Origin of the sequence: Massilia atriviolacea (assembly GCF_003953935.1) — a bacterium.
GTDB classification, from domain to species: domain Bacteria; phylum Pseudomonadota; class Gammaproteobacteria; order Burkholderiales; family Burkholderiaceae_D; genus Telluria_A; species Telluria_A atriviolacea.
Genome location: NZ_RXLQ01000002.1, coordinates 1 through 13,109, shown reverse-complemented (window position 1 = coordinate 13,109; position 13,109 = coordinate 1). Strand labels below are relative to the sequence as shown.

Here is a 13,109-nt window from a genome sequence, read left to right as displayed (position 1 = left end):
AAAGACATCGCGCGCCCCTGCGCGTAGGAGCGTGCCTCGTTCGCATGTCGGCCAGCACAACCCGGGCAAGTTCGCATGCATTAGCGCTCGTTGCGGCCGTGCAGGAACTCGCGGTACCAGCGCCCGCTGCTCTTGATGGTGCGCAACTGGGTCTGGAAGTCGACATGGACGATGCCGAAGCGGCGCAGATAGCCTTCCGACCATTCGAAATTGTCCAGCAGGCTCCAGGCGAAGTAGCCTTTCACGTCCACGCCCTGCTCCTGCGCGGCGCGCACGGCGGCCAGGTGGCGCACCAGGTAATGGCGGCGCGCCTCGTCGTCGATGCTGCCGTCGGCCTGCACCAGGTCGTCGTAGGAGGAGCCGTTCTCGGTCACGTAGACGGGGCCGGGGCGGTAGTCGCGGGCGATGCGCAGCAGCAGCTCGGTCAGGCCGTCGGGCGCGACTTCCCAGCCGAAATCGGTGCGCTCGCGGTCCTGCGGCAAGGCCACCTCGGTACGCAGGAAGCCGGCCGCCGGGCTGCTTGCGGGAACGTCGCGCACCACCTCCGGGAAGTAGTAGTTCAGGCCGACGAAATCGGTCGGCGCGGCGATCGCCTGCATGTCGCCTTCCAGCACCGCCGGCGCGGCCGCTCCCAGCAGCGCCAGCGTGTCTTGCGGATAGCCGCGCCCATACAGCGGATCGAGGAACCAGCGGTTGCGAAAGCCGTCGTGGCGCTCCACCGCCTGGCGGTCTTCCTCGCTGCCCGACGCCGCGCGGATCGGGTGCAGGCTGAGGGCGATGCCGACCTGCGCGTGCGGCACGTTGGCGCGGATCACGGGCGTGGCCAGGCCGTGCGAGAGCAGCACATGGTGGCACACCTGCAGCGCGGTCGGCGTGTCGCGCAGGCCGGGGGCGTGCATGCCGTCCAGGTTGCCGTGCATGGCGGTGCACCACGGCTCGTTGTGGGTGATCCAGTGACGCACGCGGTCGCCCAGGCGGCGCGTGACCACGTCGGCATAGTCGACAAAGGCGTCCACCGTGGCGCGCCTGGCCCAGCCGCCCTGGTCCTGCAGCGCTTGCGGCAAGTCCCAGTGATACAGCGTTGCCCAAGGCTGCAGGCCGCGTTCGAGCATGCCGTCCACCAGGCGTTCGTAGAAGTCGAGCCCCGCCTGCTTGGGCGCGCCGCCGCTGCCGTTGAAGATGCGCGGCCAGGCGATCGAGAAGCGGTAGGCGTTCAGGCCGAGCGACTGGCCGATGTCGAGGTCTTCCGGCCAGCGGTGGTAATGGTCGCAGGCGACCTGGCCGTCGCTGCCGTCGCGGATCTTGCCGGGGGTGGCGCAGAAGGTATCCCAGATCGACGCCACGCGCCCGTCGGTGCTGCCGGCGCCTTCGATCTGGAAGGCCGAGGTCGAGCAGCCCCACAGGAAGTCGTCGCCGAAACTGGCGCGTGCAAGGGGCTGGTGCGGGGCGTTTTTCTGGATGGTCATAGGGAGGGATCGGTCAGTTTAAAGTTGCTCGATGAAAAATTGGAATCGCTTCCACTTTAACACAAAAAAAAGCGCCGGCAAGGGCGGAGGAAGAATATTTGATGCGTTTGAGTTAATGTTGCTGCGCATGCAGCACAGCGGCCTGGCGCGCCGACAGACGCGCCAGGCCGCCCGTTCATTCCTGCCTGGCCTTGCCCAGCGAGGCGCGCAGCGCGATCGAGACCGGATAATCGTGGGTCACCGGCCGCTCCATGCCGTAGCAGCGGTTAAGCAGGCAGTTCAGGCCGCTCAAGGTCATCTCGGTCCACGGCATGTGCACCGTGGTCAGGCGCGGCGCCGTGTACTCGGCGCTGTTGGTGTCGTCGTAGCCCAGCACCGAGACCTGCTCCGGCACCGCCACGCCGGCTTGCTGGAAGTAGGACAGCGCGCCCACCGCCATGTCGTCGTTGGCGCAAAACACGGCCGTGAACGGATAGCCCGATTCGGCCAGCTCGCGCGCCGTCTCCCAGCCGCCCCTGGGTGCGAAGTCGCTCTCGGCCACCCACAGGCCGTCGGTGTCGATGCCGGCCTGCGCCAGTTCGCCCAGGAAGCCGTCGATGCGCTCGACGTTGTCGGGCGCGCCGCGCGGACCGGCGATGACGGCGATGTCGCGGTGCCCTTCGCGCAGCAGGGCCTGGGCCGCCAGGCGTCCGCCCAGGCGGTGGTCGATGGTAAAACTCTGGCTGGCGATCGCGGGCACGCTGTGGTTGAGCAGCACCAGGCGCGACTTGCGCGGCCCGAGCGCGGCGATGTCTTCGTCGCGCAGCACGTTACTCATCACCAGCACGCCGTCGCAGCCGCGCTCCTTGAGGAAATCGATGCCCTGCACGGCCTGGGTGCGCTCGTCGTCGCTGCCGATGCCGAAGCCGACCACCATGTTCAGCCCCGCCGCCCGCAGTTCCGAATAAATCAGCTTGAGGATCGGCGTGTAGAAGGTGCCGCTCAGGTAAGGTATGTACACGCCGATCATCTGCGAGCTGCCCAGCATCAGCGAGCGCGCCGCGTAGGAGGGATGGAATTCGAGCTCCTCGATCGCCTTCTGGACCCGGGCCAGCGTCTTGGGCGAGACCGCGCCCTTGCCGCTGACGACACGCGAGGCGGTTCCGAGGCCGACGCCGGCCCGCATTGCTACGTCTTTGAGAGTTGCCACGCGCGCTTCTTCCGTTTAAAAAGTGGGGACCAAAAAAAAGCAGCATACTGCATCCGGGCGCCCTCTCACAAGCGCGGGCCGCCTCACTGCTCGTTCCTGAGCGCGGCGGCGATCAGCTTTTGCGCCTTCTCGGGCGCCATTTTGGTGTTCCAGAAGGAGGTCAGCACGTCCTGCATGGCGCCGTTCTGGTCGGGCGTCAGGTACACCTCGCCGATGCCGACGTGGCGCGTGCGGTCCTTCATGATGGCCATGCCGGCGCGCGCGCACGGGTCCATGCTGGAGGTGTCGACGTCGCCCCGGATCGGGATCGAGCCTTTGAGCTTGTTGAAGGACACCTGGGTGCCCGGCGCCACCACCACGCTGGCCAGCAGCTTCTGGTACTTGACCTGCTGCGCGTTGGCGGTCTTGGGGAAGACGAAGGCGTCGCCCTGGATCAGGTAGGGCGAGCGCGGGCCGAAGCCGGCGATGCAGCCGTACTCCTTGCCGGCGCTCTGGCGCGCGGCGGCAAATTCGCCCTTGGCCCAGTCGCCCATGACCTGCATCCCGGCCTTGCCGGCAATGACCAGGGCGGTGGCGTCGTTCCAGTTGCGGCCCGGGGCGCCGGGGTCCACATACGATTGCAGGCGCTTGAAATTGACCAGCACGCGCCGGAAGGCCTCGGAATTGATGGCCGCCGGGTCGCGGTCGCGCAGCACCTTGAGGTACAGGTCGGTGCCGCCCATGTGGGCCAGCATCGACAGGAACAGGATGTTTTCCTGCCACGGCTGGCCGCCGTGGGCCAGCGCAATGATGCCGGCGGCCTTGAGCTTGTCGAGTGCGGCGAACAGTTCGTCGACGCTGGCCGGCTCCCTGGCGATGCCGGCCTTCTGGAAGGCCGCTTTCGAGTACCAGGTCCAGGCCTGCATGTGGATGTTGACCGGCACCGCGTAATAGTGGCCCTTGACCCGGATCACGTTCAGGACCGGCTCGGGCAGGAATTTGTCCCAGCCTTCCTTGAGGGCGACATCGTCGACATTATTGAGCATGCCCTGCTCGACCAGGTCGGTGAACTGCTTGGTGGTGTTGAACTGGGCCGCCATCGGCGGATTGCCGCCGACGATGCGGTTGATCGCCACCGCGCGCGCCTGGTCGGCGCCGGCGATGGCGGTGTCGGTCCAGACGCCGCCGGCGGCGCGGTAGGCGTCGGCGATGGTGCGCACCGCGGCCGCCTCGCTGCTGGAGGTCCACCAGTGAATGACTTCGGGTTTGGGTGTGGCGCCGAAGGCGGCGCCGGCACTTGCCAGCGCCAGCGCGGCGGCCAGAATGCGTTGTTTCAACTTGGTCTCCTGGTTGAGCGGATCTGCGCCCGCTTCGGATTGGAAGGCTTTCCAATTTGCTCGGCCGACTATATCATTCAAAGAATTTCAATGTCAACGCGCCGCAAGATGGCGGCGCGGTGATATCGTTTTCATTCCCATTTTGCATGGAGTTACCGTGTTCAATCCTCGCCCGCAGATGCGTTACGTCGCCATTCCCGGCCATGCCCCCTGCGTAGTGGTGGACGACTTCTTGCGCGACCCGCACGCGCTGGTGGCGCAGGCGGTGGCGGCGCAGGCGCAGTTTGCGGTCGATCCGGCCAACTACTATCCGGGGCCGGAGCTGGACCTGGGGCGCGACACTTCCCTGCGCCTCGACGAATTTTTCATCCAGCATGTGCGGCGCGCACTGGGCGCGCAGCGCACCGTCAGCGTGGCGGCGCGCCTGGCGCTGGCCACGCTGCAGCCGGCCGAACTGCATCCGCTGCAGCGCCTGTGCCACCGCGACTGCGCCGAGCTGGCCCCCGGCGTGGGAGCGGCGGCCGCCGTGGTCTACCTGTTCGACGACGCGCGCCTGGGCGGCACCGGCTTTTACCGCCCCACGCAGGGTCCGGAACACACGGCGCGCGTGCTGCGCGACGCCCACGCAGGGAGGGTCTCGCCGGGCCACGCGGACGGCTACCTGAGCGCCTCGAACGCCGATTTCGAGCTGCTGTGCGCCATTCCGGCGCGGTTCAACCGGGCCATCTTTTACGATGGTGAAATCTTTCACGCGGCGCAGATCGCGGCGCCCGCCCTGCTCCACCCCGACCCGGCACGGGGCCGCCTGACCATGAACGGGTTTTTCCGCTTCCGCAAACGGAGCGCCTGAGTACCGCCCGGCGTGTTGTTTTGTAGCAAATCTCAATGGATTTTGATTGTCAAAATGCAACTTCCAGCGACCCCGCAAGGTTGACCGATATATAATTTCGGCTGCTCTTGCCAAATCGCGACATTTGGCGACATATTTTTACAAACCATTGACAGGATTTCACGTGAAAAACACACTCGCTATCGCCATGCTGGCAGCCGCTACCGTTCCAATGGCAGCGCATGCCGAGGGTTCTTACGTCGGCGCGGGCCTCGGCTACGCGGAGCACAAAATAGCTATCAACAAATTCGGCACCTACAAGGACAATGACCTTGCCGTCAAGGTCTTCACCGGCCACAATTTCGACAAGAATTTCGGTATCGAAGCCGGCTACGCCGATCTGGGCGAAATCGAATCCGTCAATGCCGGCCTGAGCGCCAAGGGCCGCTCGTTCTACGTGGCCGGCACCGCCACCCTGCCGCTGGGCGAGAAGTTTGCCCTGACCGGCAAGCTGGGCATCGCCAAGAACCGCTCCAAGTTCAACATGCCAGACGGCGATGTCAAGCACAAGAAGACGGATGCCCTGATCAGCGTTGGCGCGACCTATGCGATCACCAAGACCATCGGCGCGTTCGTCGAGTTCGAAAACTACGGCAATATGGGCCAACCTTCCGGCGGCGCTTCGCTCAAGGTGCGCGTGCTGTCGACCGGCATGCGTTTCTCGTTCTAAACGGTTCCAGCATCCCCAAAAAAACCGGCGGCCTGCCGGTTTTTTTATGTCCGTCCTCAGGCCGCGCGCCGCATCGGCGCCGCCTGGCAATTGGCCTTGATGAAGTCCTCGTGGCTGGGCATGGCATCGACGCACTTGCGGATCACGGCCTGCGTTCCCTGCAGGAAGTCGGCGATCTCGTCCGGCGCGCGCTGGTCCACCACCGGATTGTAGCCGCGCGCGCGCAGGCCCTGCCCGTGCATCACCTGCAGCCAGCTATCCTCGGGAAACAGCTCCTCGTTCTCGCGCAGGATGCGCCCGTGGCTGGCAAACAGGTCGAGCTTGCGCTGGAGGGTGAGCGGCACGTCCATGTCGCGGCAATAGCGCCAGAAGGCCGAATCGTCGCGCGTGCTCACCTTGTAGTGCAGGATCAGGAAGTCGCGGATCTGCTCGTATTCCTTGTCGCACAGGCGGTTGAAGGTGTCGATGTCGACCTGGTCGAAGCCGCGGTCGGGGAAAAAGCTGATCAGGCGCATCAGCGCCGTCTTGACCATGTGGATGCTGGTCGACTCCAGCGGCTCCATGAAGCCGCCCGACAGGCCGATCGCCACGCAGTTCTTGTTCCAGGCGCGCTTGCGCTTGCCCGTGGTGAACTTGAGCAGGCGCGGTTCGGCCAGCGGCTGGCCGTCCAGATTGCTCATGAGGATGGCCTGGGCTTCGTCGGCGCTCATGAACTTGCTGGAAAACACGTGGCCATTGCCGGTGCGGTGCTGCAGCGGAATGCGCCACTGCCAGCCGGCGCTGCGCGCGGTCGAGCGGGTCAGCGGCGCCAGCGGCCCGTGCGATTCGCAGGGCACGGCAATGGCGCGGTCGCACGGCAGCCAGCCGCTCCAGTCTTCATAACCGGTGTGCAGGGCCTGCTCGATCAGCAAACCGGCCATGCCTGAGCAATCGAGAAAGAAGTCGCCCTCGATGCGTTCGCCGTTTTCCATCAGCAGCGCGGCGATCGACCCGTCCGGGTGCAGCATTGTCTCGACGATGCGCCCTTCGGTGCGGCGCACGCCGCGCGCCTCGCTGTAGCCGCGCAGGTAGCGCGCGTACAGGCCGGCATCGAAATGGAAGGCGTACGACAGGTCCGACAGCGGCGAGTTGGGCAGGTCCGGGCGCCCGCGGCTGAACTTGCCCAAGCGCGCAGCCATGGTGTTGATCGCGTAAGGTTCCAGGCTGTCCGCCTGTCCGGCCTGGTGCATTTTCAGCCAGTAGTGGAAGAAATTGGCGGTCGGCTGGTCGCGCCCGACCGAACCGAAGCCGTGGATGTAATTGCTGCCCTGCCGGCCCCAGTCGACGAATTCGATGCCGAGCTTGAAGGTTCCCTGGGTGGCGCGGATGAAATCGTTCTCGTCGATGCCCAGGTGCAGGTTGAAATTGCGGATGCTGGGGATGGTGGCCTCGCCCACCCCGATGGTGGAGATCTGGTCCGACTCGATCAGGCGGTACTGGTGGCCCACGGGCAGCAGCTGCGACAGCGCGGCGGCGCTCATCCAGCCGGCGGTGCCGCCGCCGACGATCACGATCTGCTTGATGCGTTGGTCTGTCATCTGGTGTTCTCCGGTCTTACTCCATATGCATAGCGGGAAGCAAAAAAACCGGCGTGGCCTGGGGGAACAGAGCCACACCGGTCCACCGCGCGCCTTGCGGCACGCGGGGCTCGCCAAACGGTTGTATCTTTCCTTGCCTGCTCGCCTAGTAATTGATGCCGGCGCGGATGCCGAACATGCGCGGTTCGATGTAGCTGGCGATCATCTGCCCGCCGAGGCCGCTGTTGCCCGATGTTTTCACGCGCTTGTCCGACACGTTGCGCACATACAGTTCCGCGTGCCAGTTGCCGTTCGGCGCGTCGACCCGGAACGAAGCATCGCCGACGGCGTGGGCTTTCTGGAAGCGGCCGATATGCGCGAATTCGTCGTTACGCACGTCGAAATACACCTTGTCGCGCCAGTTGACCTTGAAGTAAGGGGTCAGCTTGTAGCCGCTGTCGAGCACGAAGGCTTGCGAAGCGTGCAGCATGAAGGTGTACTTCGGCGCGTTCGGCAGGCGGTTGTTGGTGACGTCGTAGAGGCGCTTGCCGTTGTCGGTGCCGGGGCCGGTGAACTGGGCCGGGCAGCGCTCCTGGTTGAACTCGATACGCTCGTCGCACAGGTAGTCGTCGCTGTAGGCGCCGTAATCGCGGATCGAGGTGTTCAGGTTGGAGAAGGCGCCGCCCACCTTGGCGCCCTTCCACGGCTTGTAGTCCCACTCGACCTCGACGCCCGAGATGCGGGTGTTGCCGACGTTGATGGTACGCCAGGTTTCGTACACGTCGCACTTGGGCTGGTCGCTGGCGCAGGGCTTGCCGTCGTCCGGCATGACCTTGGAGACGAAATAGGTGTTGGTCAGCTGCTGGTCCTTGTAGCGCATCATGAAGGCGACGGCCGACACGCTCAGGCGGTTTTCCAGGAACTTGCCCTTGTAGCCCAGTTCCAGGTTGGTCACCAGCTCGGGCTTGTAAGGAAGGAAGGTTTCCACGCCCTTCTTGCCGTCGGCGCAGAGCTTGTTGTTGCAGCTGTCCACCTTGTCGCCGAAGCCGCCGGCCTTGTAGCCGGTCGACAGGGCCGTGTAGGCCATCTGGTTCTCGCTGACCTGCTTTTGCAGGCCGAGGCGCCAGGTGACTTTTTTCCATTCTTCCTTGTGGTCGTTGGCGGTCGGACGCGGGTAGCCGGAATAGGCGTCGACGCTGCCGCCCATGCCCGGTTTCAGGTCGTTGGCCTGGGGGAAGCGGTAGCCGGGCGTGTTGGGAATGCCGCCGTCGTACTGGCCGCGGTAGAAGGCGGTATTGCCGGCCCAGCCGCCGAGGTTCAGGCCGTTCTTGTCTTCCTTGCTGTCGACGCTGTAGCGGGCACCGGCGGTGGCGGTCCAGCTCGGGACGAACTTCCAGTCGGCCTGCGCGAACACGGCCTTGGCGTCGACCTGGCGGTCCGGCTGCGAGTAGAAGGCGCCGGACGCGATGCCGTGCGGCTTGCGGAAGAAGTCGACGACTTCGTAGTTGATCGCGTTCTTTTCGTGCATCCAGAACAGGCCTGCCACGTACTGCAGGGTGTCGAACTGCTGCTTGAGCTGGAGTTCCTGCACCGAGGACTTGTATTTCGAATCCCAGGTGGCCTGGTAGCGGTCGTCCAGCGGCCAGGTGCTCCAGTTGGCCGCGTCCGGACGGTTGGGGTAGTCGGCGGTGACCTGGAACGGCAGCGCCGAGGTCAGGCCCTTGTCGGCGTCGTACAGCTGGGAACGGCGCTGGTCGGCCAGCATGAAGCTGTAGTCGAGGCTGGTGTTCTTGTTGACGTTCCAGTTCAGGCCGGCGCGCAGCGACTTGATCGTCATGTCGGTCTTGCCGGGCACGTTGATCAGCAAGTCCCACTGGCCGCCGGTACAGGCGTAGCGCGTGCCGGCGCCCTGCTCGCAGTCGCGGAAGCTGGTGTTGCCGGCGCCATTGTCCTGGAACAGCTCGTAGGCGGCGTTCAGGGTCAGGTCGGGCGTGATCTTGAACTTGGCGGCCAGGCGCGCCGCGTACTCGTCCTGGTTGGTATAGAAATCCTTGCGGCTGACCGGGTGGTTGTAGCGCTGGTCGATGTCCGGAATGCCATCCGGAATCCAGCCCTTGGACGGCACGTTCGCTTCGCGCGTGTCCGACATCTGGTTGGCCCAGCCGTTGCGGGTGACCTTGGTGAAGGCGGCGCGCAGCGCCAGCTTGTCGTTGACGGCGATGTTCTGGATCAGGTTGACCTGCTTCTTGCGGTAATTGCCGAGGTCGACTTCGGCCTTGCCGTAGTTGCCGCTGAAATCGGGCTTGGACGAAATGACGTTGACGCTGCCGCCGGTGGAATTGCGCCCGAACAAGGTCCCTTGCGGACCGCGCAAAACTTCGACCTGCTCGACGTCGAACATGAGCGCCTGGGCGCCCTGCGGGCGCGGCGAGTACAGGCCGTCGACGTGGAAGCCGACCGCCGGATCGCCGATTTCGGTGGTGTTCGAGGAAGTGATGCCGCGGATGGTGATCTGCACCGCCGAGTCGCCGGTGGCCTGGAAAGTGACGTTGGGAATTTCGCTGGCCAGGTCCTTGGCGCTGGTGATGCCCATGCGGTTCAGGTTGTCCTGGCTGTAGGCGGTGACCGCCAGCGGGGTCTTGAGCAGGGAGGTCGAATAGCGGGTCGCGGTGACCTTGACCTCGGGAATGACTTCCTTGTCGTTTTCGCTGCCTGGCGCCGCTGCGGGGGCCTGGGCATGGGCGGACATGCCGATCAGCCCGCACGCGCTGGCGACGGCCAGGCTGACCAGGGTCCTTCTTGTCTTCGGATACAACATTGCGTCTCCTTGATTTTTCTGATTATCGTTTTTAGTACGCGCCCCGTGACGGCACCGCGTCTTGACTCCACTGCTCCCTGCTGCGCAGACCCGGACAACACAGTCCGCATCGGCTGTTGCGGCACTTCCGACAAGTTGGAAACGCTCCCAATCGATGAGCAAAATATATCACTCAATGTTTTTCAATGTCAACGAGACTTTGTAGGGAGTTAGAAATGCAACAACAGCAGGCGGAAGGGGATGCATGCCGGCCGGTAACGCCGCCACAGCTTGAGCGTTGTGGCGCATTCCACTTGGCAATATCTTGTCCGTGCGAGCTGCGATTTTCACCCAAGGCGGAACGATTTGGAACGGCGCGACTCCAAGCGCTATCGACCCTTTGCCAACAGGTGAACCATGCCCCACATCGATATCGAGCTCGCGCTCGTTTTCCTGCTCGCCCTCCTCCTCTGCATGTGTTTGTACATGCGCTGGCGCTATCCGGTGCCCGACTATCCGCCCATGGCGACCCACGCGGACGACCCGCTGATGCAGGAGGCGAAGGCGCGGGCCAGGGCCGGCCTGGATTGCTTTCGGGCGCTGCTGGGCGAACAGTACGAGAACGCGCTGGTCAAGCTGCGCTTCGTCAGCAGTGCCGGGCGCGTGGAATATGTATGGGCGGAAGTGCTGGACGTGCTCGGTCCCGACGAACTGGGGATCCGGCTGGTCACGCCGCCGGTGACGCACAGCGGGCGTCTGGCCCGGCTCTACCGCTGCCGCTTCGACGAACTGGTCGACTGGCAGGTGCGCGACAGGGCCGGCGGCCTGCACGGCGGCTACACCGAACGCGCCCTGTTCGCCGTGGCGCGCCGCGATGGCCTGCAGTTGCCGGACAGCCTGCTGCAGCGCGAACGGGCGTATGTGGATGGCGACAGCAGTTAGCGCAACTGACCGGTGGCGCGATGCATGCGCTGGCTAACGCGACGTGGTGCGCACATCGTCGACCGGCTCGCGGCCGAAGTGTTGGCCCAGCACATAGTCGATCACGCCGGCAGCGCACTGCTGCGGCGAGGCGAGCGCCCCGCTGCGCTGCAAGTCGACGAAGCGTGCGCGCTGCGGAAAGCGGCTTTCCGGCGTGGCGCGGATCTGCGCCTGCATGGCGGTATCGATGACACCGGGCGCCAGGCTGCAGATGCGTACGCCGGCGGCGCCATCGCGCCCCGGCGGCGGCAGCGGATAATCGAGCGCCACCGAGCGCGCATGATGGTCGAGCGCGGCCTTGGTGGCCCCGTACACGCTCCAGCCCGTGTAGGCATTGCGGGCAGCGCCGCTCGAGACGTGCACGATGCGCCGCTCGGCCTGCGGCGCCGCGGCCACCACGGCGGCGGCCAGCATCAACGGCGCCGCGACGTTGAGCGCGACCGCCCGCGCCACACTCAGTGGATCCTGGTGGTGCAGCGCGCCGACCGGTTCGACCGTGCCGGCGTTGTTCAACAGCAGCACCTGCGCGCCGGCCCCCAGAAAGTCGCGCAAGGCCGGCGTGGCCAGCCAGGCAGACAGCGCCGCACTGTCTGACAGGTCGAGCTGGTGCTCGCGCAGCAGCACCCCGAAGCGCTGCGCCAACGAAGGCGCGGTGCCGCGCGCCAGGCCCAGCACGGGAATGCCGCGCTCCATCAGTCCTGCGGCCAAGGCCTCGCCCAGGCCGTGGCTGTGGCCGCTGACGACGGCGAGCGTGAGGGGATCGCTCACGATTCGGACTGCTGTTGCTGTGCCGCCTTGCGGCGGCGGTATTCGGCGTCGATGCTTTCGCCGCGCTTGCTCAACACCGGCACCCGGCGCGAGAAATTGAATTCGACGGCCGAATCGGGATAGATGTGGATCGACAGATTGCGCGCATCGGACGGGATTTCGCCCATGCTGGGCGTATTCGACGAACGCACGACCGGACCCGGTTCCTGGCCGTCGGGCACGGCCACGCGCCAGGTCACGGTCTGCGGACCATCGTTGAAGCGCATGCCGACCTTGTTGCGGCGTCCACTGTAGGGAAACGGCCCGGGACTACCCATGCGCACGCCGTTGACGGAGACGTCAAGCAAGGTACGGTCGGAATAGTTGAAGATGTAGACATCGAGCACCTTGTCGCTCTGGGCCATCGTCGCGGATGTTCCCAGCAGCCACAGGGCGGCGCCGGCCAGCAGCGTGCGGCGGGAAACGATCTTGTTCAGCATGTCATGCTCCAGCAGAGAGGAAAATCGTTATTGTGAAGGAAAAACACGGCGCCGACGAGGATTGTCGCATGCGCTCAGGATGGTGGGCGCGGAGCTCGCCCCAATTCATCACGATAAATGCGCGAGCAGCCTTCTCATGGGGAGTGATGTCGCTAAGCCTTCGTATCGTCGGCTTACTCATTTTCATTCCCTATGAGGTGTACGGGGTAGGCCGTAAAACGGATTTTCAATTTCTTGCCTGCAGATCTGCCCCACGGCGAGGGGGGTTGAATGCAACTTCACCTGCTCAGCGCTAAACGGCTTCGCAGAAAGGAATGTACCTAATTGTGCTTGAACAGAACCATCGGGTAGAAAGTGAAGAAATAGCATTTTTGGCCGATCAGGGCCTGTATAAGGGGCAACATCAACGACGGCTTGGCACCACCGGCTTCCGGGGGCGCTCTTCCGGGAAGATCGCATGTCATATTCCGCGCCAGCCTCCCCATCGTGGTAACTCGCATTGTGAATTACTTTCCAGACTACGCGTATGCGTAGTGGCTTGTCGATCGGACTACTCCACATGAAACAGCAATTGCTTGAGCTGTAGCGAATCTTTTCGCCATTATCCAGCTTCATCTCACTGGCAGTGTCAACTCGCACCGATCCGCCCGATGGCGCGTCATCGATATTAAACGGAAGAGAAAATTCCTTAAAAGAAATAAGATCAAGCTCGTAGGGGGTATAGTTATACGACGTTGTGGTAAAAGTTTTCGCAAGTTCTTCTTGCTCCATTCTAGAATCTCTTTCCTTGCAGCCACTCAAGAAAACAAGAAAAATAACGGGAACAATATTTTTTTCATTTTTAGTCTACTTATACACTTGTTTCAGCCTGCTCACAAACCAACCACTTTGCATTATGTCTTCGTTATACCCCAGAAAATGCATTATCAATTTCTTTTCCATAGAAACATCGTAAATACATTCGTTTGCCAGCAAGAAGAAGTTGACGCGCCGCGAGC

Annotated in this window: 11 protein-coding genes; 3 read left to right on the top strand and 8 right to left on the bottom strand. The window is 64.0% G+C overall.

Features of this window, described 5'->3' with window-relative positions:
• Window positions 1-80 precede the first annotated feature (80 nt).
• The 3 genes from EJB06_RS03140 to EJB06_RS03130 all read right to left on the bottom strand — a co-directional run bounded on the left by EJB06_RS03140 (window position 81) and on the right by EJB06_RS03130 (window position 3,971).
• Window positions 81-1,466 (bottom strand): GH1 family beta-glucosidase, encoded by a 1,386-nt coding sequence (locus tag EJB06_RS03140; protein WP_126072563.1) that lies wholly within the window; start codon window positions 1,464-1,466, stop codon window positions 81-83.
• A gap of 175 nt (window positions 1,467-1,641) precedes the next feature.
• The gene (locus EJB06_RS03135) at window positions 1,642-2,655 is read right to left on the bottom strand and encodes a LacI family DNA-binding transcriptional regulator (protein WP_126072562.1); all 1,014 of its coding nucleotides are present in this window, start codon (window positions 2,653-2,655) and stop codon (window positions 1,642-1,644) included.
• An 83-nt stretch (window positions 2,656-2,738) separates the two neighbouring features.
• Window positions 2,739-3,971, bottom strand: a complete 1,233-nt coding sequence (locus tag EJB06_RS03130; RefSeq protein WP_229426902.1) for an ABC transporter substrate-binding protein — start codon at window positions 3,969-3,971, stop codon at window positions 2,739-2,741.
• Between the two features lie 157 nt (window positions 3,972-4,128).
• On the opposite strand from EJB06_RS03130, the gene EJB06_RS03125 reads away from it, so the two are divergent.
• Window positions 4,129-4,821: a DUF6445 family protein gene (locus tag EJB06_RS03125; RefSeq protein ID WP_126072561.1), complete on the top strand. Its 693-nt coding sequence runs from the start codon at window positions 4,129-4,131 to the stop codon at window positions 4,819-4,821.
• Window positions 4,822-4,984: 163 nt separating this feature from the next.
• Window positions 4,985-5,530: an outer membrane beta-barrel protein gene (locus EJB06_RS03120; protein WP_126072560.1), complete on the top strand. Its 546-nt coding sequence runs from the start codon at window positions 4,985-4,987 to the stop codon at window positions 5,528-5,530.
• A gap of 56 nt (window positions 5,531-5,586) precedes the next feature.
• Here EJB06_RS03120 and EJB06_RS03115 read toward each other — a convergent pair whose 3' ends face one another.
• The gene (locus EJB06_RS03115; RefSeq protein WP_126072559.1) at window positions 5,587-7,107 is read right to left on the bottom strand and encodes a tryptophan halogenase family protein; all 1,521 of its coding nucleotides are present in this window, start codon (window positions 7,105-7,107) and stop codon (window positions 5,587-5,589) included.
• A 145-nt stretch (window positions 7,108-7,252) separates the two neighbouring features.
• Complete coding sequence (locus tag EJB06_RS03110; protein WP_126072558.1) at window positions 7,253-9,904, bottom strand: TonB-dependent receptor; 2,652 nt, start codon at window positions 9,902-9,904, stop codon at window positions 7,253-7,255.
• 396 nt (window positions 9,905-10,300) lie between these two features.
• On the opposite strand from EJB06_RS03110, the gene EJB06_RS03105 reads away from it, so the two are divergent.
• Entirely contained in the window at window positions 10,301-10,825 is a 525-nt protein-coding gene (locus EJB06_RS03105) for a DUF2314 domain-containing protein (RefSeq protein ID WP_126072557.1), read from the top strand.
• 33 nt (window positions 10,826-10,858) lie between these two features.
• Here EJB06_RS03105 and EJB06_RS03100 read toward each other — a convergent pair whose 3' ends face one another.
• The 3 genes from EJB06_RS03100 to EJB06_RS03090 form a co-directional block, all read right to left on the bottom strand.
• Entirely contained in the window at window positions 10,859-11,632 is a 774-nt protein-coding gene (locus tag EJB06_RS03100; protein WP_126072556.1) for an SDR family oxidoreductase, read from the bottom strand.
• Window positions 11,629-12,111 carry a hypothetical protein gene (locus EJB06_RS03095; RefSeq protein WP_126072555.1) on the bottom strand — a complete coding sequence of 161 codons (483 nt, stop codon included), beginning with the start codon at window positions 12,109-12,111 and terminating at the stop codon, window positions 11,629-11,631. Before EJB06_RS03095 ends, EJB06_RS03100 begins: the two co-directional genes overlap by 4 nt.
• Window positions 12,112-12,294: 183 nt before the next feature.
• Entirely contained in the window at window positions 12,295-12,882 is a 588-nt protein-coding gene (locus EJB06_RS03090; RefSeq protein ID WP_164557802.1) for a DUF3304 domain-containing protein, read from the bottom strand.
• Window positions 12,883-13,109 lie beyond the last annotated feature (227 nt).